Consider the following 19710-nt stretch of genomic DNA (forward strand, 5'->3'; position numbering starts at 1 on the left):
GACCCTATGCCGAGGATCCCGGCTCGCGTGCCCAGTCGACGCCGAATCGACCTGCCAGGACCCGCTCCCCGGCCGGGGTCACCCGCACGGCGCGGTACAGGGGGAGGCGTTCGGCCCAGCCCGCGGTGAAGAACCGGTCGCTCAATGCTCGACCGGCGCCGCCCGCGAGGTGGTGCCGGGTCTCGGTCCAGTCGATGCAGTACCGGACCAGTGGGCGCGCGGCACCGTCGGGCAGCGTGACGCCGAGGTCGTGGAGGAAGGCGAGCCCGTCGTCGGTGAGGCGGTAGTCCAGCTCGCGGCCCGACGATGCGGGACGGTCGGCACCGTCGTCGTGGAACAGGCCGTCGCCGCCCGTCAGATGTCCGTGCTCGAGCAGCGAGCCCATGATCGCGACGCCGAGGCGGCCCGCGAAATGGTCGTAGCAGGTGCGGGCCGTGCGCAGGCGCGTTGCGCGGGTGGTCGCCTTGAGCGTGCTGACCGGCTGCGGCGGGGCGAACGCGGCCAGTCGCTCGATGAGGTCGGCGACCTCGGGCCCCGCGATCCGGTACCAGCGATGGCGACCCTCGGACCGGACCTCGAGCAGGCCCCCGTCGACGAGGCGCCGGAGGTGGCCGCTCGCGGTGGGACGCGATACTCCGGCCTCGTCGGCGAGGACGCCGGCGGCGAGTTCCCTCCCGCCCAACAGGGACAACAGGATCCGGCTGCGGGTGCGGTCGGCGAACAACTCGCCGATCCCCGCCAGATCCGCATCACCCGGCATCGCTGCGCACCTCCTGCTCTCCGGGGACGGTGGCGCCGACGCTGGTGACCACCCCCACCACGAGTATGGCCGCGACGGCGCCGAAGGTCACCGCGAGCGCGGCGGAGGTGCGGCCGGCGGCGTTGTAGAGCGCCCCGAATCCGGCGACGCCGAGCGCCCCGCCCGCCTGACGCGCGCAATTGAGCACCGCTCCGGCGAGCCCGGCGTGTTCGGGCGGCGCGGCGTCCAGCGCGACGGAGGTCATTGCGGGCATGGCGAGCGACGCGAGCCCGATCAGGCTCATCCCCGTGACGATCGCGCCCGGGTGGGATGCGCCGACGGCGACCACCAGCGCGCCCGTCGCCGCGCAGGCGAAGCCCGCGACCATCGGCGGTCGGGGACCGGTGCGTGCGGTGACGAATCCACTCACGGTCGATCCGAGTGCCACGACCACCGTCATCGGCAGGATCGCCGCCCCCGTCTCGAGCACCGTCAGGCCGTGCACCTGCTGCAGCGCCAACCCGACGACGAGCAGGGCCCCGTACAGGGCGAAGTTGAAGACCAGCCCGGTGATCGCGGCGCCCCGGAACGGTCCGCGCGCGAGCAGTCCGCGGGGAACCATAGGGTGCCGCGCGACGCGTTGGGAGGCGAGGAATGCGCTGGTAGCGATGCCAGTGGCCATCACGAGGCAGGCCGCGAGCGCGGGGCGTCCCTGGCCGAGCTCGATGAGGGCGGCGGCTCCGAGAGCCAGCGCCGCCGCGCCGATGGTCGCGCCCCGCACGTCCAGTGGGCGGGCGTGCCGCGGCGAGTCGGGCACCGTCGCCCACACGGCCAGTCCCGCGAGGACCGCGATCGGCGTGCCCACCCAGAACGCCGCCCGCCACCCCGCGCTCGCGGCCAGGAGGCCGCCGATCGGCGGACCGGCCGCGAATCCGGCGCTGGCGATCCCGCCCCAGATCCCTAGGGCCCGTGCTCGTTCTGCCGCACCGGGATAGAGCTCGCCGATCATCGCCAGCGAGCTGGGCAGGATCATCGCCGCGGCCACACCCTGGACGACGCGGAAGCCGATCAGTGTCGCCCAGCCGGGGGAGAGTGCGCAGCCCGCCGTCGCCAGCGCGAACAGTGCGAACCCGAGGACGCAGACCTGCTTCCGTCCGAATCGATCCGCCGCGGGGCCGGCGAGGAGCATCAGCGCCGCGAACGGGATGGTGTAGCCGTCGACCGCCCACTGCGCGAGGCCCAGTCCGCCGCCCAGGTCGCGGGCCGTCGAGCCCAGGACCACGTTGACGACGGTGGCGTCGAACTGGATCAGGCCGAACGCCAGGGACAGGGCCAGGAGTGCGACGGTGCGCCGCCGATCGGGTTGCATGACACCAGCCTGGTGCCGGAACGGTTCGGTGCCCGCCGAACAGTTCGCCGCGGGTGATTTCCACCCGCGCGAGGCCATGCCGTAGCATGTTGCGAGCGTCGTGAGACGCACGCGGGCGTAGCTCAATGGTAGAGCCCTAGTCTTCCAAACTAGCTACGCGGGTTCGATTCCCGTCGCCCGCTCAGAAGGAAAACAGTGCCCCACCTGCATGAATGCGGGTGGGGCACTGTGCTGTTTCGGGGCCTATGCAACGAGCTATGCAACAAGGGGCGTCAGCTGGTGCCGTTCGCGGCTCCGCTGAGCGCCGCGGTGAACCGGTCCACGGCACCGCGCTGCATCGTCGGCGTGACGTGGGCGTAGACCGTCAGCGTGAACGACACGGAGGCGTGCCCGAGCCGTTCCGACACGACCTTGGGGTTCTCGCCCGCCTCCAGCAAGATCGTCGCGTGCGTGTGCCGGAGACCATGCAGCTTCATGGTGGGCAGCGCGTCGGCACCGAGCGCCGCGCGAGCCCGCGTGATCCGGCGCGCGAACATCTCGGACGTGCTCACCGGGCAGCGGGCCGCGCCGGTCGCGGTGCCGAACACGAACGCGTCGGCCTTCGTCAGCTCCAGCGTGATGCCGCCACGCTCGCGCCTCCAGCGGCGCAGCACGGTGACAGTGCCGGGGTCGATGTCGACGACTCGCGCCCGGTTCGACTTGGTGCCCTTGACCTCGCCGGGCCGCGCGGTATCGAGTGCGCGGCGCACCTGGATGCGCCCCGCCGTGAGATCCACGTCGCTCCAGCGCAGGCCGAGCAGTTCGGACCGACGCATGCCCGTGTGCGCCGCGACGAACCACAGGGCGTGCATGTCGTCGCCGAACGTGTCCCGGTCCCAGGTCAGGAACGCCGAGAGCTGCGCGGGCGACCACGTGACCATCTCGGCCTGCTCGCGCTTGACCGCGGTCGCGGTCGGTGCCTTGGCCGCCTTGCGCTTGGTCGGGTTGGTCGCGATGTACCGGTCTTCCACGGCCGCGTCGAACATCTGCGACAGGTTCGTCGCCACCTTCAGCACGGTGTTCTTGGACAGACCGCCCGCCGCGCGTGCCCGCGAGGCGTCCGGCCGCTGGAGGTCCACGTACAGCTTGCCGATGCGCGTCGGTGTCACGCGGTCGAGTCGCAGGCCACCGATGTGCGGCACGATGTGCTTGGTCACGTTGCGCCGGTACTGCGCCGTCGTCGCAGCGGCGAGATCAAGACTGCGCAGCCACCGCTCGGCGTACTCGGCGACCGTCGGAATGGTCGCGGTGAGGTCGACCCCGGCCTTGTGTTGGGTCCGGGCGTCCTGCATCGCGTCATCCGCGGCGTCGGCGGTCTCGAAACCGCCCTTGCCGACGTGCTTCCACTCGGCCTCGGGGTGCTCGGGGTCGGCGGGTACCCACACCTGGAACCGCCACCGCGTGCCCGCCTTGGTGGCGTAACTGGTGATCGAGCCCTTACCGCGGCGGCGGCTGGTCGTCGTGCGCTTGGTCATGCTCTGGTCTCCGGTTCGGTGCTGGTCGGGTTGGTCGAGGTGGCCCAGTCGCGGGCGAGGTACCCGCGGTCTTTCGCGATCGAGATCCACTTGTTGACGGTCGGCACCGAGACGTGGAAGCTGGCCGCCACCGCGGCACGCGGTGCCTCACCGTTCTCGCGGGCCGCGACCAGTAGCGCCGCGACCTGCCGATAGTGCACGTCGTCGAGCTTGTTGCCTCGGCCGCCGCGTCGGCGTTCAGGCCGATGCGCAGCGGTGGGATCGTAGAGTTCATCCGGCGTCACGAACGGTGACGGTGCATCGAACCTGGCCGCCGCTGCTGCAAGTCGTCTCACCGGAATCTGCCGGACGGTCGCAGGTGTGATCTCGGCCGAGTCGTCGTCGGACAGGATGGACAGCTCTACGAGGCGCGGCGGGCCGCCCGCAGCTCGCTGGATTCGGACCGCGTACCTGTGGTCGTGGCCTTCGAGCGCGATCTCGAATCGGCCGTCGGGGCGACCGACGACGCTCTGCACATCACCCTTGATCGGGCGGTCGTTGTAACCGTTCACAGAAACAGTAGAACACATCGCCGTGGCAATTACACCCTTTAGATGCAAGAGTGGACGCGAGCAAGCCGAATCCACCCTCTGGAGGACCACCGAACATGTACGCACACAACGACACTCGACGAGACCTGGAGTGGCTGCGCCGGAGTAGCGCCGCGACGCTGAGTCGCTCCGAGGCGGCCGAGGTGATGGGCGTCGACACCCGCACGCTGGGCCGCGGGATCGAGAGCGGCGACATTCCCGCCATCCGGGTGGGCCGCCGCGTCCTGATTCCTCGCGAGCCCCTGCTGCGCCTGCTCGGCGCGGCCTAAACCAACTGGCCCCTGTCACCCTCGGCGGCGGTGATCGCCTGGCTATGGACCGGGTCACCGTCGCCGAGGCGTAGGAGACGAAAAACCCTACAACAGTAGGTATTTGCGAATCTTGCCAGAGAACGAGAGACGCCCCCGCCGGAGAACGCGGGGGCGTCTGCCCAGAGAGACCTCGATCGGAGAGTTCCGTGCCCCAGAATACCGAAACCGGCGCTGTCGCGTCAGCGACCGACGCCGCGCCCGCGAGGTGGCCGGGCGAGGGGCGCGGCCGTCCGCTGCGCACGATCGAGAACGTGGCCGCGCTGTACGCGACCCGGGCGTACGCGCTCGACGAGCTGAGCGGCATGCACCGCCCGTGGGCGCGCAGCGTGACCGCAGCGACGCGCCGGTTCAACGCGCAGCGCGACATGGCCTCGGACCGGCCGAGGCTGTTCGTCGCGGGCGACAAGCTACTCGCGGCGGGCGCGACCCCGGCAGAGCTGGATGAACTGCACGCGCTGACGATGCGCGAGCTGGAAGACGTACAGGTCGAGGCCGCGTCGATCCGGGCCGCGCTTCAGCGCCGGATCAACGCCGAGGGCGTGCGCCGCGCGGCTCTGCATGGCGCAGCGGTCGCGCCGCCGGACCCGATGCCGCTCGCGGATCTGCTCGCGCAGCCCGACGAGGACGTGACCTACCGCGTCGCCGATCTCTGGCCGGTCGGCGGGCGCATCCTGTTGGCCGCGCAATACAAGAGCGGCAAGTCGACGCTGGTCGGCAACGTGATCCGCACGCTGGTCGACGGTGGCCGCCTGCTCGGCCGGTTCGACACGACACCGGTCGAGCGCGTCGCGCTGGTCGACACCGAGCTGGACCCGCGGACGCTGCGCCGCTGGCTGCGCGACCAGGGCATCGTGCGCACGGACGCGGTGACGGTGCTGCCCCTGCGCGGCGCGGTGTCCTCGTTCGACCTGCTCGACCCGACGGTGCGCTCGCAGTGGGCGCAGCGGCTCGCCGGGGCCGACGTGGTCATTCTCGACTGCCTGCGCCCCGTGCTCGACGCGCTCGGCCTGAGCGAGGACAAGGACGCCGGGCGCGTGCTGGTGGCCTTCGACGAGCTGCTGGCCGAGATCGGCGCGGGCGAGGGCATGGTCGTCACGCACATGGGTCACTCGGGAGAGCGGGCGCGCGGCGACTCGCGGCTGCTCGACTGGCCGGACGCCCTGTGGAAGATCGTGCGCGACGGCGACGAGTCGGACGACTCGCGCACGGCCTACATCGCGGCGCTGGGCCGCGACGTGGCGGTGCCCGAGGGCTCGCTGGCCTTCGACCCCGAGACCCGACACCTGACCTACGAGGACGGCAACCGGCGCACCGCGGCGGATCGAACCGAGATCCCGTTGCTCACCGCCCTGGTGCGGGCCGAGCCGGGCGTGCTGTCCAAGCGCGCCGCGATCGCACGGCTTCAGCATGAGCACGACGTGCCGCAGCGGGTCGCCCGACGGACCGTCGAGGCCGCGATCGGAGCGAACGCCGTCGTCGTCACGCCTGGCCCTCACCGCGCCTCGTTGCTCTCGCCCGGACCCGATCCGTTCGTCGCTCTGGAGGCCGGATCTTGACCCCGAAATCAGCCCAGTGCGTCAGTGCGTTCCAGTGCGTCAGTCGCACTGTCGCAGTAGTGCGTCAGTGCGCCTATAGGCGCTCACGCACTCACTGCACGCTCACCGGGGCGGTGGGTAGTGGTGACGCACTCACTGGCCGATCCCGAGCGCCGCCGGACCGCAGCGGAGAGAACCAACCGACCAAGGGCCTGTGAACCCGATCGGAGAAGACCATGACCGACACGACCGCCCGGCCGTCCATCCCCGCCGACTTGTTCGGCGACGCCGAGATCGAGCGACGGTGCATCGACGCGCTGCGCCGCGAGATCGAGAAGTTGCCCGAGGGCACCCGCGTGCGCTGGGCGACGCTGCGCCGCGCTCTACCCGAGAACAGCCCGAACGGCTGCGAGCGCGAGTCCGCCCTGCTGCACGCGGTTGACGACGGACTCGCGGTGCTGGAGCAGCGCCGCGGTACGTGCTGGATCGAGCGAGCCGATGCCTACGACCGAGCGACCGCCGCGCTGCCCCGATCCCTCGGTGAGAGGTGGCCGCGCAATGCGTGCGCGCACGACTGACCCGCTCAGCTCAACGGAGAGCGCCGAACTCACACCCGCTGGGGTACGGGGCGGGGAGCGAATCCCGATCCGTTAGCGGGCCAACGAGAGCCCGACCAATCACTGCCCGTCGAAAGGGGATCTGATGCCGAGCAAGGCCGTCCGGCAACCACACGACCGTGAGCGTGCCGTGCGCGCGGTGGCGCTGCGCGTCGAGGGCAAGACCTACCGCGAGATCGCCGAGACGCTGGGATGGGGTGACGAGTCCTCGGCGCGGTACGCCGTCACCCGGCTGCTCGATCGCACCGAGGCTGAAGGCATCGCCGAGCTGCGATCCGTCGAGACGCAGCGGCTCGACCAGCTGCACGCCGCGTACTGGGGCAAGGCGCTCGCGGGCGACATCGACGCATGCAAGGCCGTCCTTCAGGTGCACGACCGCCGCGCCCGGCTGCTCGGCCTCGCCGCCGCACCGCCGATCTCGACCGTCTCCGATGCCGAGATGGCGGCCGTGCTGTCCGCACTGCTCGCCGACCCGGACCTGCGAGCCGAGGCCACGAAGTGGGTCCGCGGACACCAACCACCTATGCGCGTGATCGACGCCGAGGTAATCGACCCGAACGAACCGTGGGCCGACGAGTGAACACCAACCCCGAACAGGAGAGATCCATGAACACCGCACCGCCCAAACCTGACTCGGCGCAGGCCGAGGCCGACATGCAGAACGGCATCGCGCTCGCCGAGCACGTGCTGAACCTGGATGGCGACCGGCTGCACGTGCTGCTCGGCCTGCTCGACACCGACGAGCTGCGCCGTGCGTTCGTGGCCTACATCGGCGTGACCGGCATGCCCGAGCGCCACCGCGTCGCCGCGATCCGGCGGCAGTACCCCCGCACCCCCGATCGAGAGGATTCCTAGTCATGCGCACCATCAAGCGCCGCATACTCCGCGTGCCCGTTCCGGCACCGCCTCGGCCGACCGCGGCCGAGATCCGCGATCGCCGACGCCGCGGGCTGCCCGTCGTGCTCGGCGGCCAGTTCGACCTCGGTGCCGAGGTCGCGGCCACCTGCGACCCGCTGGCCGAGCGGGTCGCTGCCGAACCGAAACCGGGCGCGCACGCCCCGCTGGTCCGTCAGGTCGCTGACGCCGTGCACGAGCTGGTGCATGCCGTCGTCGGGCTGCTCGCTGAGCGGGACGCGCAGCGGCAGACCCGGAACCTGCCCGTCGACCGGCGCGGCCGATCCGCACGGCTGCTCTGCGACCTCGCAGAGCGACCCGCGCCGCCCACGATCACGGCCGATCAGGTCCGATCCGGCGAGTGGGCGCAGGTGCTCGCGCAGCACGCCGCGCCGTACGCCGACCAGCTGGCCGACCTGCTTGCGCACGCCGCGCCGCCCGGCACGCTGCGCGGACGGCTCAGCGCGTCCGAGCGCGTCGAACGCGCGCTGTCCGAGGTCGACCAGGCGGCCCGCAACCTGACCCGCGCGCTCGACCGAGCGGACGACTACCGGCGGCAGTGCGGCCCGAAGACCCCGAAGACCGACCCGCGCCGAGCGGAACTCGACGCACTGATGAAGGAGCTGAACCGATGACCACGCCGACCCAGGGCCTTGCGCCCGTCCGTTTCCGGCCGCCGCTGGTGAACCCCGCGCACACCGGACTGGCCGACGCCACGATCTGGACCGACATGACCGGTGCGTCTCGCCACCTGCTCGGCGTCGAGATCGAGGCCGCGGGCAACTACGGCGTCGAACCGTCGTCCGGGATCTGGGACGCGGCGTGGTGCGGCGCGCCCGGCGAGATCGCGCCCGGCGACCGCCCCGCTGCGCTCGACGCATTCCACCCGGTGACCGCCTGGGCACACGACGAGTGCGACCTGACCTCGCTGAGCCAGGCCGAGGTGCGGCTGCGCGCCGAGCAGACGATGCGCCTGCGCGAGCCGCTGATGATCGAGCGCGAGTTCGCGGTGCGCGCCCTGGCCGACGCCGGGACACCGACGACGGTGCCGGACCTCACCGCGGCGGTGTCCGCGCTGGAGGCCGCCCTGGCCACGACCAACACCCTCGGCTTCATCCACGCATCGACCGCCTGGATGGCCTACGCCGCGCGCGACCACCTGCTCGGCGACCCGCAGCGTGACGGGCGGTACCGCACCCCGGCCGGGCACACGTGGGTGTTCGGCGGCGGATACGTTGCCGGGCTCGGCAGCACGCTGGTCGCCACCTCCACGCCGTTCGGGTGGCGTGACCCCGTACAGCTGCGCGAGGTGATCGACCACGAGGGCGGCCGGTTCTCGGTCCTCGCCGAGCGAACGTCCGTCATCGGCTACGAGAAGGCGATCGCGGCCGCCACGATCACCCCGTGACCGACCCGGCCAGCGTCGCGCGACGGCGTGTCTCCGTGCATGAAGCGGGGCACGCCGTCGCTGCGGTTGTGCTCGGCGCGACGGTGCGGATCTCCGCGCTTGACGCGCCCGAGCATCCAGAGCGTGCCGGGCACACGGCGCTGCGCAGCGTGCCGCCGGGCGCGCTCGCACCGATCACCTACGCCGGGCCGTGGGCCGAGGCGAGGCTGCGCGCAGGTCGACGGCCGACCGAGCGCGAGCTGCACGCCGTGCTCCGCGGGTCCGGCCACCTTGACGAGGCGGCGCTGTGCGCGTCCGGGCAGAGCGTCGAGGCGCGCAGCGTGGTGCCGCTGGTCGACCGTTGCTGGATCTCGGTGCTCGCGGTCGCCGACGTGATCGAGCGGCGGGGCGCAGCGACCCATGACGACGTATGCGCCGCGCTCGGACTGCCGGACGGCGATCGCGGCGGGCTCGGCTCGGTCACCCTCGCCATGATCCGCAGCGGTGCGGCACCGGCCACGTTCTCGGTCGCGCTCGGCGGCCCATGATGCAACGGTTCATGCAACGCCGACGTTGCATGAACAAGAATCACGATGTACCGCGATGCTCGATGTAATTCGGTCGGGCGCAGGTCATGGGCGCAATCAAGTACCTAGATGCTCGAATATGCGGGACGCCTTGCGCGGGTTCGATTCCCGTCGCCCGCTCAGATTCAAAGGCCCTGGTCGGAGTAGGTTTCCGGCCGGGGCCTTTGCCGTGTTCGAGGTCGGCGCGGGGCGATCGACACCGCGACGACACCGCGCGCCGTTCGCCGCGACCGCCCTCCAGCCAGGACTCACCAGCCAAGTAGTTCGAAGCGTCGGCCCAGACGCCCTGACGGGAGAGCGTGCCCGGCGTGTTCGACTGGCGTGTCGCGAATCCTCGGCGTGTCCTGGGGTTTCGCCGCAGAAAACACTCGAAACCGCTACTTGTGAGCTGGTAATTCCACGAATGTTGTTCGCAAGTGGTTGTGTCGCTTCCTGTAGGGCACCACTAGGTGTAGTGTTCGACACGACGAAAAGCCTCGAACCCCGAGGTGGAGTCACCTAGGGTTGAGGCTCAACGTACTACGCATTTGGACGATGCCTGTGGGACGTTACACCGCAACCTGTCTCTTCGAGGAATTTCCGAGAAGTGAGGTGGCTCACGTCACCTATTACAGGAAGGGGTGGTGCCAAGTGGCTCCGCTCAACAGCACGGACGACCCCGTCGTCCAACTCCTCACCGAGATCCAGGCTCTCTCTGCGATCAAGATGCCCGACATCGACTCCAGCTCGGGGACGATCCAGACCGGGGACGGTCTGGGCGACTTCAAGCACAACTGGCGTACGGTGATGCCCCGCTTCAACGGGGCGCTGGCCGAGATGATTTCGAAGGTCGACGAGCGGCGGGCAAACATCCTGCAGCTCGCCACCGCGATCTGCTCGACCGATCCGCAGCTCACCGACCCGGTCGCGAGCATCATCCGCGTCACCGACGAGTACCGCGAACAGCTTCGGAAGGTCTACGTCCTCGCTGAGGACGCGACGACTCTCGAAGCTGGCATCAAGTTTGTGCTCGAGGCTGCATCGGTCCGCCTGCAGGCCAACGACCGCGCAGCGCAGTTGGTCGCCAGCGCGATCAATCTGATGCTGTACGCCGCAGTCAAGAGGTTCGCACAGGGTAGCGCGGCGCAGTAGTCAGCGGCTGGGGAAGACGGCGGGGCGGCATCACCTTCGGGTGGTGTCGCCCCGTTTTCGTGCCGCCGCTCTAACCCCAGCCCCGTAGCGGGGTGACGTTGTTCGGGCGCGGGCGGGTAGCAGCGATGCTGCCGAGCGCGGCCATAGCGTCGGTGTGGTCGTCCTCGAATAGGTGGGCGTAGATGCCCATCGTCGTGTTGACCGACGCGTGGCCCATGTAGTCCGCGATCTGCTTCGGGTGTAGGCCCGCGCTGACGCAGAAGCTCGCGTAGGTGTGCCGGAGGCTGTGGGCGGTGGCATCTGCGGGTATCGGGCGCAGGCGGTCGGCTACCAGGGCTGCGCTGGCGCGGAGCAGCGCGGGCCGGTAGACGGCCTTGTAGTAGGTCTTGTGCAGCAGCACCGCGTTCCAGTCGAGTTCGAGGCGCGCCGCTGCTTCCTCGACGGTGCGCCGTGCGGCCTGTTCCTCTGGGGTCATCGGCTTGCCCGCGCGGGGTCCGGTCACGTGCCGGGGCGCGCGTCTGCCCGTCGGCGGGTCCGCAACGAGCCGCATATTCGGGAACAAGGGCGCGTCGGGGTCGCCCGCTCGCGGGTGAGTCCGGTTCGGGGCGTCCGTCCGTGGCGCTAGCGTGGCGACTCCCGCGTTAAATCGGGGGTCGGGTCCGTCGCGGCGGTCGGGGGGCGTCAAGTAGTCCCGGAGGATCGCAACGGTCGCGGCGGTCAAAGGCACGCGCCTTCTGGATCGGCGGGTCTTGGGCGAGTCGTAGACCGCGTGGGGGCCGGTGGCATGTCGAGGTTGGCCTGTGCCGGTCGCTGGCGCGCCGTGCACGACCAGGGCGGTGCGCTGGACGCTGACGGATGGGTTGCGTCCAAGGTCGATGTCGCCGATCTGCAGGCCTGCGAGTTCGCCGCTGCGGAGGCCGGTCCAGGCGGCCATGTGGACCAGGACGTTGAACGGCCAGGGTGTGGCTTCGGTGAGGTATTCGACCTGTTCGGTGCGCCTCTGCTGCCGCTGAAAAAGCGGCAAATCGCCTGTTGGGCACCAGTTTCCGGTCGGGGTCTTCGTTGTGTCATGGGGTCGCCCGGACACGCGTACCGTCGGAGCGGATGGAGCCCGCGTGGGCGGGGGAACGGGGACAGAGATGAGTGGGGACCGGACTGCGTCGTTGACTGCGCTGATCGGGATCGTGGGGCGGGAGATCACGGCGACGGGCGTCGAGTGGGACGCGTTCGCGGTGGTGGCGTGGTTCGACCCACCGCCCCGGACAGCACGGCTCGCGACGTGGTGGTACTCCGAACACGACGTGCTGCCGCGGCTCGTCGGATCGACCGTCGCGGCGGGGCGCGCGTTCGAGGAACTCCGGGACGCCGTCGAGGTACCGGAGCATCCGGTCCGCGTCGCCGTGGTCACCCACGTGCGGGCGAGCGGGGCGACGGACCTGCGCCTGCACACGGCCGCGGAGAACCTCGACTACTACCTCGGCGTCGGGGCGACGGCCGAGTCGATCGGTGGGGGCCTACGGCCCCTCGCACCCGCGCAGGCAGCGGCACCGTCGGCCCCGAAGCTCGTACCGAGTCCGTCGGGCCCCGACATGTCCCGCGTGGGGGTTCCGGACCACGTCCGGCGGGCCGCCGAACAGGAGGCGCTGTCGGGGCCGACGATCCCGCTCACCGTCTGGCGGCCGGACAGGCGCGATCCGACCGGAGGCGTGCCCGACGACCTCTGCGCGCGGCTCTCCGCGGAGGATGCTCGGCAGCTGGCCGACTACCTTGACGGCGGCGCGCTGGTCGCCGCGGCGCGCGGATTCCTCCCGGATCCGTGGAGCGGATCGGACCGCGGCGTGGTGCCGATCAACAAGCGCACGGATGGTCAATTCACCTGGGACGACGCGATCACGTACTACGTGCGCCGATACCGGTTGAATCCCGGCTCGGCGATCCTCGCGCAGGCTCGGGCGCGGGGCTTCGTGACGCCCGACGTGCCGAAGGAACGGGTGAGCCACATCATCGACCAACTCTTCAGCGGCGCGCCGGGCGGTGGGAGCGTGCGCGAGTGGGGCGTCCGCCTCGATGGCAGCCAGGTGCTGCCCGGTGACGTGTACTGCGTGTACCGCGGGCGCGTGTACCGGTTCGGGCCCGACGCGTCGGCGGCCGGCGACTACTCCTCGGTGCGGATCACCGCACTTCCGGGGTCGGTGATCCCCGACGGCTTCGTCGAGGTGGACGAGTACGACGCCGCGAAACAGACCTCGGCGTACGGCATCGTGCCGATGGCCGAGATCACCGGGATCCACCTCGTCGCCACGGCGTGCCGGTACAAGGGGGCCAAGGCGACGGTCTCCCGGATCGACGGCAACCGGTGGGAGCTGCAGTTGGACGGCCCCGACGGTGACGGTCCGGCACCGTCGGATGCGGACTGGAAGATCTTCCCGCGGGTCGACGCGAGCCGGGCGCCGAGGTACTTCGCGCGGGTCGACCCCGACGAGGTGGCGCGCGTGACTGTCGTCGTGCTGGCGTGCCGACTGGTGTACGGGAGGCTCGTGACCGAGCGGGAGGCGCTGGGCAGCAGCGCGGGCGACCGGGCGTACGGGATCCCCTCGCCGTCCGACAGCCCGTTCCTCCCGCCCCGGGTGGCGGTGAAGGCATTCAGCCGGCGGATCGCGGCGATCGATCCGAACTTCCCGAAGTTCGAGATCAACCTGCACCGGCTGAAGCACGCGTGGCGGATAGCGGTCAGCGATCCGACATTCGCCGGCTACTACGTCGACGACGACGGCGAGGTCTATCAGATGGACCCGGGCGTGCCGCCGGAGCAGGTCGACGTGCCACTCACTGCCGAGTACCTCGGACGCCACCCCGCGATCGACCCGCCGGGAGGGTACTGGCCGGTGTGACCGGGGCGGAAGCCGCATGCACAACGTTGTCGGCCGGGGTGGTTCGCGTCCCGACGGAGAACCTCTGGCAGGCGAACGGGTACCCGCAGCGGTACTGACGGCAGGTCAGAACGGCGGAGGCTTCAGCGGCGCGGTGGCGTCGTACGTGTGTCCCTGGGCCTCGGCTTCCTTGCGTTCCCGTTCGCGCTCGCGGGCCTCGACCTCCGCGGCCTCGCGTTCGCGCCGTTCGTGACGGAGGAGCCGATTCTCGATGCGCAGCGCACGCCGCGCCTTCGCCCGGCGCTTCGCGTCGGTCTCCAGCCCGTCGGGGTTCTTGGCACGGGCCGGGCCCGGCTCGGGGCCGTCCCAGATGATCCTCCCCAGGCCGGGGAGCAGGTCCGTCGCTGCTCCGGGTGGGACCGTCCAGACGCCGCCGGCGGGATGCCGCCATTCGACGGTGCCGTCCTGCAGGATGTCGGACAGCCAGCCGGTCTCCGTCTTGATGCGGTGGTGGAAACCGCAGAGTGGCACCAGGTTCCCGCTCGTGCCTCGGCCCGCCACGGTGGTCGGCCCGCCGGCGGCGGGATCGTCTTTGTCGTACTCCCCGACGTGATCGGCCTGGCAGCGGTCCGCGGCCACGCTGCAGCCGGGGAACACACAGGTGGGGTAGGTGAGCCGCATGACCAGCAGCTGATACCAGGTGGGCCGGTACCCGGACGCGCCGTGCGCGTGGACGGTGCCGGTGGCCGGGTCCCGTCGCCCGAGGATGCGGAACTGGGTCCGGGACTGTGCGATCAACTCCCGTGCCTGTTCGACGGTGACCGGCCCGGTGAGGCCGGGATCGCCGGTCAGCACGATCGCCCCGTGTCCGGCCGTGGCCGCGGACTGGGACTCGGGCTCGGGGGTGAGCTCGGGTGCCAGGGCGGGTTCGGAACCGGGCTCGGGCGCCGCGGGCTCAGGCTCCGGGGTGGCTTCGGGCGCGGACACCGGTGTGAAGAGGTCTTCTTCGGTGCTCGTCGCGTCGAACAGATCGGTCTCGTTGAGCACGATCACGGCGAGTGCCCGGATGTCGGGTGAGACGGCCCCGGTTCGCGGGCGGGCCTCCCGGAGGTCGCACCCCTCCCGTCCGCAGCGGCAGCCCAGACTCTCGTAGCCCTCGGCCAGTGCTACCAGGGCGGCGACCTGCCGCTGGCCCAGGGTGCGGCCGTCGTGCCGGCACACCGACTCCGCGACCGGCCCGACCAGAGAGGACAGGCGGATCGCCTCCGCCTTCGGCATCACCGCCTCCAGATCGACCAGCCCGTCGGCGCGGGAGTGGAACTCCAGCCGTTCCCGCGGTTCCACCGGCGGCACCTCGCGCGCGGCAGCCGGATCGAGCCGAGTGAGTATCGACTTCGCGGCATCGGCGACCGCCCGCGCGGTGATCGACAGACCCGCACGGGCAGCGAGCCACGCGGTGATCCGATCGTCGAACATCGCGGCCACCCTGTCGTCGAGAACGGCCGCCGAGGACCGCAGGACCTCCCGGACGAGGGGCAGGCTGACCCGCCCGGCCGCGAACAGCTCGAACAGCCGAGGGGTGCGCTCCCGCAGATCGAGGCCGCGATGGACCGCCGCGCCCGCAGCGGAACGGCCGGTCCCGAGCGCGGCGCCGACCTCGGCGACCAGCTCGTCCCAATCGTCGACGAAGCGGCGTGAGGATTCCTCCCGGACGCGACGCGCGTCGTCCCGCAGCTCGTACAGCCTGGTCAGCACAGCGGAGCGCTCCGCCTCCAGTCGGTTCTGCTGCGCGGTCAACACGCGCAGCCGCGAGAGCGCGCCTGCCGCACTCAACCCGGACACCGCACCGTCGAACACTCCGGGGAGCGGGGTGGCGGCCCGCCTGCCCAGAGTGAAGGCGTCGTCCGAGTGGCTCATACTTGCTATTCTAGCGCACTGAATCGAACAAGTATGAGTATTGACTGAGAATTATCGACTAGGTGTTCGAAATAAGGGTTGTCAGGCTCTCGCGGCGGCCCTTCGAATCCTGTCGCGCGCCACGAACCACCGGCTGACCGGCGTGCGGAGCACCAGGTCCACGAACAGCAGCGACATGGCGAGCACGATCACCGCGAGCGTCATGGTGCGCAGCACGGCGGATGCGGGGAACCACGTGCCGAGTACGTCGAAGAAGCCGACACGGCTCAGGATGTCCAGCATCAGCGGATGAACGGCGAAGACGCCGAACGCCCGCACCGTCGCCCACGACACGACGCGCTCACCGACGGGCCTGCCCGACGCGCGGAGGTCGTCCCACATCATCGCGGCGAGCCACAGCAGGATGACCCCCGCCACGTACCACGGCAGGTAGAGCGGATTCCAGGCGGCGACCGCGCTGTCCGGCACGTCGCCCGGGTCGGTGGCCCGCAGATAGGCGATCAGGCTGAAGGCCGACGCCGCGAGGCACGCCGCGATCGCGCGCAAGGCGTGCGATCGCAGCCAGCTGCCGACCGCCTCGTAGTGCTGAGCCGCGAGCATGCCGATCGCCATGAACAGCGCGTACATGGGCAGCAGCTTCCACACGTGGTCGTACAGGGTCTCCCAGGGCTCGCCGACGGGCCGTGGGCAGAACTGGTAGAACGCGAAGAAACCCAGCTGGATCGCGGCCGCGGTGGTCAGCACCGTCCACGGCCGGCCCTTGAGTCGCTCCGCCAGCTTCGACAGCGCCGGGAAGAACAGGTAGATCTGCATCGAGATGAGGAGGAAGTAGAGCTGGTACTTGGCGTCGCCGGTCAGGATGGTGCGGCCGAGATCGCCCAGCCACCGGCCGAACGAGGGGAACGGGTCATCGGCGATCAGCAGGTGGTCGGTGATCGAGTAGGCGAGCGTCCACACGAGATAGGGGGCAACGATCAGTCCGAACCGCTTGCGCCAGAACTCACGTGCCGTCATCGTGCGGCCACGCATGCTCAGTACCAGCACGAACAGCGTCACCGCGACGAAGCCGTACCGCGTGATGTGCAGTGCGGCCGAGACCAGCCCGGACGGCCGGACGACGTCCGGCGTGTAGTTGATCGTCGTGACGCAGTGCGCGACGACCACCAGGAGGAACAGGACCACCCGGGTCAGGTCGGCGGTCTGTTCGCGCCTCGGCTTCGGCGGCGACACGACGAGCGCCGGCGATGCGGCCGACACCGGCTTCTGGGTTTCGATGGTGGGCACCACCCTATGACTGAAGCAGGGCTGCGCGTCTTCACCCCGTGCTGTCGATATGTAACGATTCGGCATTCTACCCTCTTCGCCCACGCATCCCGCGGAGGGTGGGATCCGACCGTCAGCCGTTCACGGCGATCAGCGGGATCGCCTGCTCATCGACGGTCCATGCCCCGTGATGCCCCAGCATGCGCGACTCCATCGGCTCCTGGCTGGGGGTCACCAGGACGGATCGTCCCTCTGCGACCGCCAGGACGTGGCCGATGCGGTGCGCGACGACGGGGTTCGGGGGAGTGGGGCCGAACCAGTGCTCGTCGAGGGCCTGCTCGCGGCTGACGACCCGGGCGTGCCCGGCGAGGGTGTCCGCCCACCGGGCCAGGACGTCGTCGACGTGGTGCCCCCGCTGTAGGTAGACGTGCCGCACCCGGGCCTCGCCGGCGATCACGCGCACGCCCCGACGCAGCGCCGGCACCGCGTCGAGGTTCACCAGGGACTCGGCCTGGATCATGCCGTGATCGGCGGTGACCAGCAGCGTGCAGGTGGGTGGCAGGTCCGTCAGCAGGTCCGCGAACATCGCGTCGACGGCGCGCAGCGCGGCCAGCCACTCCGGGGAGCCGGGGCCGTGCACGTGCCCCGCGGCGTCGAGCAGGCCCGTGTAGGCGTAGGCGAACCGTCGGGCGGCGGTGTCGTGCCGCGCCACGGCGAGCACGCCCTCGCGGACCTCGTCGAGGGTGGAGGCCGCGTGCAGCACCCCGGCCGCCCGGAACGACGCGCGGGTCAGGCCCGACTTCTCCTGGTAGGCGGGCACCACGTAGTGGATCTCGGCGCCGGCGTCGGCGAGGGTCTCGAGCTTGCTGCGGCGGCGCTGCAGTTCGCGGGGCGGATGCGACTCCCGGGCGTCCGGACCGGACGCGCCGTCGATGGTCCAGCGCAGGGAGTTGAACAGGCGTCGGCCGTGCTCGTCGGGCACGCCGAAGCTGTATCCGACGATGCCGTGCGCCGCGCAGGGCGCCCCGAGCGCGAGGCTCGACAGGCTGGTGGCCGTGGTGGCGGGGAAGCCCGCGTCCAGCGTGACACCGGCGTGCGCGGCGAGGGCGGGAGCGGTGTCGGCGTGTCGCCGCAGGAGCTCCGCGCCGAGTCCGTCGACGAGCAGCAGCACGACATCGCGTTCCACCGCCAGGCCCAGGGGGTTCTCGCCCGGGATGCCGAAAGCGGTACAGACCGAGGGCAATACGTCGGAGAGCATGCCGGTCATCGATCGATCGTAACGTCCGCAAAGGCCCGTCGAGGCGGGAACTACGCGATGCCGGACGGGATCAGGGTGGCCACGCCGTCCTCCACGAGCAGCGCCTGATCGTCGTTGACCCGGGTCAGCGGGAACCGGCCGCCGTAGGTGCGCACCACCTCGTCGATCACCGCGGGCGGGTACGGCGGGAGCAGACCGTCGGCGTGCGGGATGACGACGGTGTCGACGAGTCCCAGGCCGGTGAAGTCCGTGACGCCCGGGGCGTCGGCGGGGTCGTCGAGGGGCGCGACCGGCTCGACGTTCGGCCCCGCGACGACCGATCCCGCACTGAGGCCGATGTACGGCAGTCCCGCGCGAACCCGCTCCGTGAGCACCTCGCCGGTGCCGTTGCTCTGCAGCGCGCCGAGCAGGACGAAGGTGTGCCCGCCCGAGAGGTACACGGCGTCGACGGTGCCGAGATCCGATGCGAAGTCCCGCGCGTCCCGATACTTCCCGACCGTCATCCGGGTGAGTCGGAATCCCAGGTCAGTCAGCTGATTCCACTCGAACGAGCCGAAGGGCTGATCCGTGTACGGACCGCCGGCGTCGTCGATGAAGCCGAGCCGCAGGGCGCTCGGCTCGCGCCCCGTGTGCCGGCGCAGGAAACCGGGGAGCGCCCCGGCGTTCAGGGACATCAGCAACAGGTTCACGATCGCAACACTACGGCCTCTGCCACACTGGATCCGCACGAACCGGAGGAGAAGACGATGCGTTCGCACCGGAGCACGGCGGCCCTCGTCGCATTCGCGGCGCTGCTCGTCCCCGTCGGGGCCTGCGGCTCGGCGGCCGAGGAGCCGCAAGGGCGGACGGTCGCGGTGGACGCCGCGAACGGCCGGATCTCCGTCCCGGTCGCGCCGCAGCGGATCGTCTCGCTCGCGCCCACGCACACCGAGACCCTGTTCGCGATCGGGGCGGGGAAGCAGGTCGTCGCCGTCGACGACCAGTCCACCTACCCGGCCGAGGCCCCGCGCACGTCGCTCTCGGGCTTCACCCCCAACGCCGAGGCCGTCATCGGCTACAAGCCCGACCTGGTGGTCGTCTCCGATGACCAGGACGGCATCGTCGCGGCGTTGCAGAAGGTGGGGATCCCGGTGTTGGTGGAACCCGCGGCCAAGGACCTCGACGACGCGCTCGACCAGATCACCGACCTCGGCACCGCGACCGGCCGGCAGGCGGACGCGAAGGCGCTCACCGCACGGATGCGCGCCGCCATCGACGACGCGGTCCGCGCCGCACCGCGGACCGCCCAGCCGCTGAGCTACTTCCACGAGCTCGACCCCCAGCTGCACACCGTCACCTCGTCGACCTTCATCGGGAAGGTCTACGGTGCGTTCGGGCTGCACAACGCGGCCGACGCCGCCGACAAGCCGGGCACCGGGTACCCGCAGCTCTCCGCGGAGACGCTGCTCCAGGCGGATCCGGCGCTGATCCTCCTGGCAGACACCCAGTGCTGCGGCCAGACCCCCGAGGTCATCGCGCAGCGCCCGGGCTGGCGCGACCTGCGGGCCGTACGGGACGGCACCGTCGTCGCCCTTCCGGCGGACGTGCCCTCCCGCTGGGGCCCGCGCCTGCCTGACTTCTACCGGGCCGTCGCCGACGCGGTCGCCCGTGCGGCGCAGAAGGTTCCGGCCGGACGGTGAGTGATCCGGTCCCATCGTCGACGGTGCCGCCGCGCGCGAGCGGTCCGCG

At 70.9% G+C, this 19710-nt stretch carries 20 protein-coding genes and 1 tRNA gene; 12 read left to right on the forward strand and 9 right to left on the reverse strand.

Features of this window, described 5'->3' with window-relative positions; genetic code table 11:
- Positions 1-4: 4 nt before the first annotated feature.
- Both ABZX10_RS02840 and ABZX10_RS02845 read right to left on the reverse strand, forming a co-directional pair.
- Positions 5-760: a winged helix-turn-helix domain-containing protein gene (locus tag ABZX10_RS02840; protein WP_355534324.1), complete on the reverse strand. Its 756-nt coding sequence runs from the start codon at positions 758-760 to the stop codon at positions 5-7.
- Complete coding sequence (locus ABZX10_RS02845) at positions 750-2108, reverse strand: MFS transporter (RefSeq protein ID WP_355534326.1); 1359 nt, start codon at positions 2106-2108, stop codon at positions 750-752. The genes ABZX10_RS02840 and ABZX10_RS02845 overlap by 11 nt, the downstream gene beginning before the upstream one ends.
- 111 nt (positions 2109-2219) lie before the next feature.
- Between ABZX10_RS02845 and ABZX10_RS02850 the strand changes: the two genes are divergently transcribed.
- Positions 2220-2290 (forward strand) — tRNA-Gly (locus tag ABZX10_RS02850).
- 90 nt (positions 2291-2380) lie between these two features.
- Here ABZX10_RS02850 and ABZX10_RS02855 read toward each other — a convergent pair.
- Together ABZX10_RS02855 and ABZX10_RS02860 are read right to left on the reverse strand one after the other, a co-directional pair.
- On the reverse strand, positions 2381-3622 hold the full coding sequence (locus tag ABZX10_RS02855) for a site-specific integrase (protein WP_355534328.1): 1242 nt from the start codon (positions 3620-3622) through the stop codon (positions 2381-2383).
- The gene (locus tag ABZX10_RS02860) at positions 3619-4137 is read right to left on the reverse strand and encodes a hypothetical protein (protein ID WP_355534330.1); all 519 of its coding nucleotides are present in this window, start codon (positions 4135-4137) and stop codon (positions 3619-3621) included. The genes ABZX10_RS02855 and ABZX10_RS02860 overlap by 4 nt, the downstream gene beginning before the upstream one ends.
- A 131-nt stretch (positions 4138-4268) precedes the next feature.
- Here ABZX10_RS02860 and ABZX10_RS02865 point away from each other — a divergent pair, with 131 nt between their 5' ends.
- The 9 genes from ABZX10_RS02865 to ABZX10_RS02905 all read left to right on the forward strand — a co-directional run bounded on the left by ABZX10_RS02865 (position 4269) and on the right by ABZX10_RS02905 (position 10674).
- A complete protein-coding gene (locus ABZX10_RS02865; RefSeq protein ID WP_355534332.1) occupies positions 4269-4481 on the forward strand; it encodes an excisionase family DNA-binding protein in 213 nt (70 codons plus the stop codon).
- Between the two features lie 188 nt (positions 4482-4669).
- On the forward strand, positions 4670-6079 hold the full coding sequence (locus tag ABZX10_RS02870) for an AAA family ATPase (RefSeq protein ID WP_355534333.1): 1410 nt from the start codon (positions 4670-4672) through the stop codon (positions 6077-6079).
- A gap of 215 nt (positions 6080-6294) precedes the next feature.
- A complete protein-coding gene (locus ABZX10_RS02875) occupies positions 6295-6636 on the forward strand; it encodes a hypothetical protein (protein WP_355534335.1) in 342 nt (113 codons plus the stop codon).
- A gap of 124 nt (positions 6637-6760) precedes the next feature.
- Positions 6761-7255: a hypothetical protein gene (locus ABZX10_RS02880; RefSeq protein WP_355534337.1), complete on the forward strand. Its 495-nt coding sequence runs from the start codon at positions 6761-6763 to the stop codon at positions 7253-7255.
- Between the two features lie 26 nt (positions 7256-7281).
- Positions 7282-7530: a hypothetical protein gene (locus ABZX10_RS02885; protein WP_355534339.1), complete on the forward strand. Its 249-nt coding sequence runs from the start codon at positions 7282-7284 to the stop codon at positions 7528-7530.
- 2 nt (positions 7531-7532) lie between these two features.
- Positions 7533-8204: a hypothetical protein gene (locus ABZX10_RS02890; protein WP_355534341.1), complete on the forward strand. Its 672-nt coding sequence runs from the start codon at positions 7533-7535 to the stop codon at positions 8202-8204.
- Positions 8201-8977: a hypothetical protein gene (locus tag ABZX10_RS02895; RefSeq protein WP_355534343.1), complete on the forward strand. Its 777-nt coding sequence runs from the start codon at positions 8201-8203 to the stop codon at positions 8975-8977. The genes ABZX10_RS02890 and ABZX10_RS02895 overlap by 4 nt, the downstream gene beginning before the upstream one ends.
- Entirely contained in the window at positions 8974-9504 is a 531-nt protein-coding gene (locus tag ABZX10_RS02900) for a hypothetical protein (RefSeq protein WP_355534345.1), read from the forward strand. Before ABZX10_RS02895 ends, ABZX10_RS02900 begins: the two co-directional genes overlap by 4 nt.
- 669 nt (positions 9505-10173) lie before the next feature.
- A complete protein-coding gene (locus ABZX10_RS02905) occupies positions 10174-10674 on the forward strand; it encodes a hypothetical protein (RefSeq protein WP_355534347.1) in 501 nt (166 codons plus the stop codon).
- 70 nt (positions 10675-10744) lie between these two features.
- Here ABZX10_RS02905 and ABZX10_RS02910 read toward each other — a convergent pair whose 3' ends face one another.
- Positions 10745-11149 carry a tyrosine-type recombinase/integrase gene (locus ABZX10_RS02910; RefSeq protein WP_355534349.1) on the reverse strand — a complete coding sequence of 135 codons (405 nt, stop codon included), beginning with the start codon at positions 11147-11149 and terminating at the stop codon, positions 10745-10747.
- A 688-nt stretch (positions 11150-11837) separates the two neighbouring features.
- Between ABZX10_RS02910 and ABZX10_RS02915 the strand changes: the two genes are divergently transcribed.
- The gene (locus tag ABZX10_RS02915; RefSeq protein WP_355534351.1) at positions 11838-13565 is read left to right on the forward strand and encodes a hypothetical protein; all 1728 of its coding nucleotides are present in this window, start codon (positions 11838-11840) and stop codon (positions 13563-13565) included.
- A 105-nt stretch (positions 13566-13670) separates the two neighbouring features.
- Here ABZX10_RS02915 and ABZX10_RS02920 read toward each other — a convergent pair whose 3' ends face one another.
- The 4 genes from ABZX10_RS02920 to ABZX10_RS02935 form a co-directional block, all read right to left on the reverse strand.
- Positions 13671-15461, reverse strand: coding sequence for a DUF222 domain-containing protein (locus ABZX10_RS02920; RefSeq protein WP_355534353.1), 1791 nt, complete (start codon positions 15459-15461; stop codon positions 13671-13673).
- Between the two features lie 81 nt (positions 15462-15542).
- The gene (locus ABZX10_RS02925; protein WP_355534355.1) at positions 15543-16745 is read right to left on the reverse strand and encodes an acyltransferase; all 1203 of its coding nucleotides are present in this window, start codon (positions 16743-16745) and stop codon (positions 15543-15545) included.
- Between the two features lie 112 nt (positions 16746-16857).
- Positions 16858-17991 (reverse strand): nucleotide pyrophosphatase/phosphodiesterase family protein, encoded by a 1134-nt coding sequence (locus tag ABZX10_RS02930; RefSeq protein WP_355534357.1) that lies wholly within the window; start codon positions 17989-17991, stop codon positions 16858-16860.
- Between the two features lie 41 nt (positions 17992-18032).
- Complete coding sequence (locus ABZX10_RS02935) at positions 18033-18671, reverse strand: Type 1 glutamine amidotransferase-like domain-containing protein (RefSeq protein ID WP_355534359.1); 639 nt, start codon at positions 18669-18671, stop codon at positions 18033-18035.
- Positions 18672-18728: 57 nt separating this feature from the next.
- On the opposite strand from ABZX10_RS02935, the gene ABZX10_RS02940 reads away from it, so the two are divergent.
- Complete coding sequence (locus tag ABZX10_RS02940; protein WP_355534361.1) at positions 18729-19661, forward strand: ABC transporter substrate-binding protein; 933 nt, start codon at positions 18729-18731, stop codon at positions 19659-19661.
- Positions 19662-19710: the final 49 nt, after the last annotated feature.

The organism is Tsukamurella sp. NPDC003166 (assembly GCF_040611135.1).
In the GTDB taxonomy this organism is placed as follows: domain Bacteria; phylum Actinomycetota; class Actinomycetes; order Mycobacteriales; family Mycobacteriaceae; genus Tsukamurella.

Bases quoted from the DNA above. Each gene is read 5' to 3' on its own strand.
- ABZX10_RS02845 (WP_355534326.1), bottom strand. From the start codon at position 2,108: ATGCAACCCGATCGGCGGCGCACCGTCGCACTCCTGGCCCTGTCCCTG.
- ABZX10_RS02875 (WP_355534335.1), top strand. From the start codon at position 6,295: ATGACCGACACGACCGCCCGGCCGTCCATCCCCGCCGACTTGTTCGGC.
- ABZX10_RS02920 (WP_355534353.1), bottom strand. From the start codon at position 15,461: ATGAGCCACTCGGACGACGCCTTCACTCTGGGCAGGCGGGCCGCCACC.
- ABZX10_RS02940 (WP_355534361.1), top strand. From the start codon at position 18,729: ATGCGTTCGCACCGGAGCACGGCGGCCCTCGTCGCATTCGCGGCGCTG.
- ABZX10_RS02855 (WP_355534328.1), bottom strand. From the start codon at position 3,622: ATGACCAAGCGCACGACGACCAGCCGCCGCCGCGGTAAGGGCTCGATC.
- ABZX10_RS02885 (WP_355534339.1), top strand. From the start codon at position 7,282: ATGAACACCGCACCGCCCAAACCTGACTCGGCGCAGGCCGAGGCCGAC.
- ABZX10_RS02910 (WP_355534349.1), bottom strand. From the start codon at position 11,149: ATGACCCCAGAGGAACAGGCCGCACGGCGCACCGTCGAGGAAGCAGCG.
- ABZX10_RS02880 (WP_355534337.1), top strand. From the start codon at position 6,761: ATGCCGAGCAAGGCCGTCCGGCAACCACACGACCGTGAGCGTGCCGTG.
- ABZX10_RS02895 (WP_355534343.1), top strand. From the start codon at position 8,201: ATGACCACGCCGACCCAGGGCCTTGCGCCCGTCCGTTTCCGGCCGCCG.
- ABZX10_RS02840 (WP_355534324.1), bottom strand. From the start codon at position 760: ATGCCGGGTGATGCGGATCTGGCGGGGATCGGCGAGTTGTTCGCCGAC.
- ABZX10_RS02865 (WP_355534332.1), top strand. From the start codon at position 4,269: ATGTACGCACACAACGACACTCGACGAGACCTGGAGTGGCTGCGCCGG.
- ABZX10_RS02930 (WP_355534357.1), bottom strand. From the start codon at position 17,991: ATGACCGGCATGCTCTCCGACGTATTGCCCTCGGTCTGTACCGCTTTC.
- ABZX10_RS02890 (WP_355534341.1), top strand. From the start codon at position 7,533: ATGCGCACCATCAAGCGCCGCATACTCCGCGTGCCCGTTCCGGCACCG.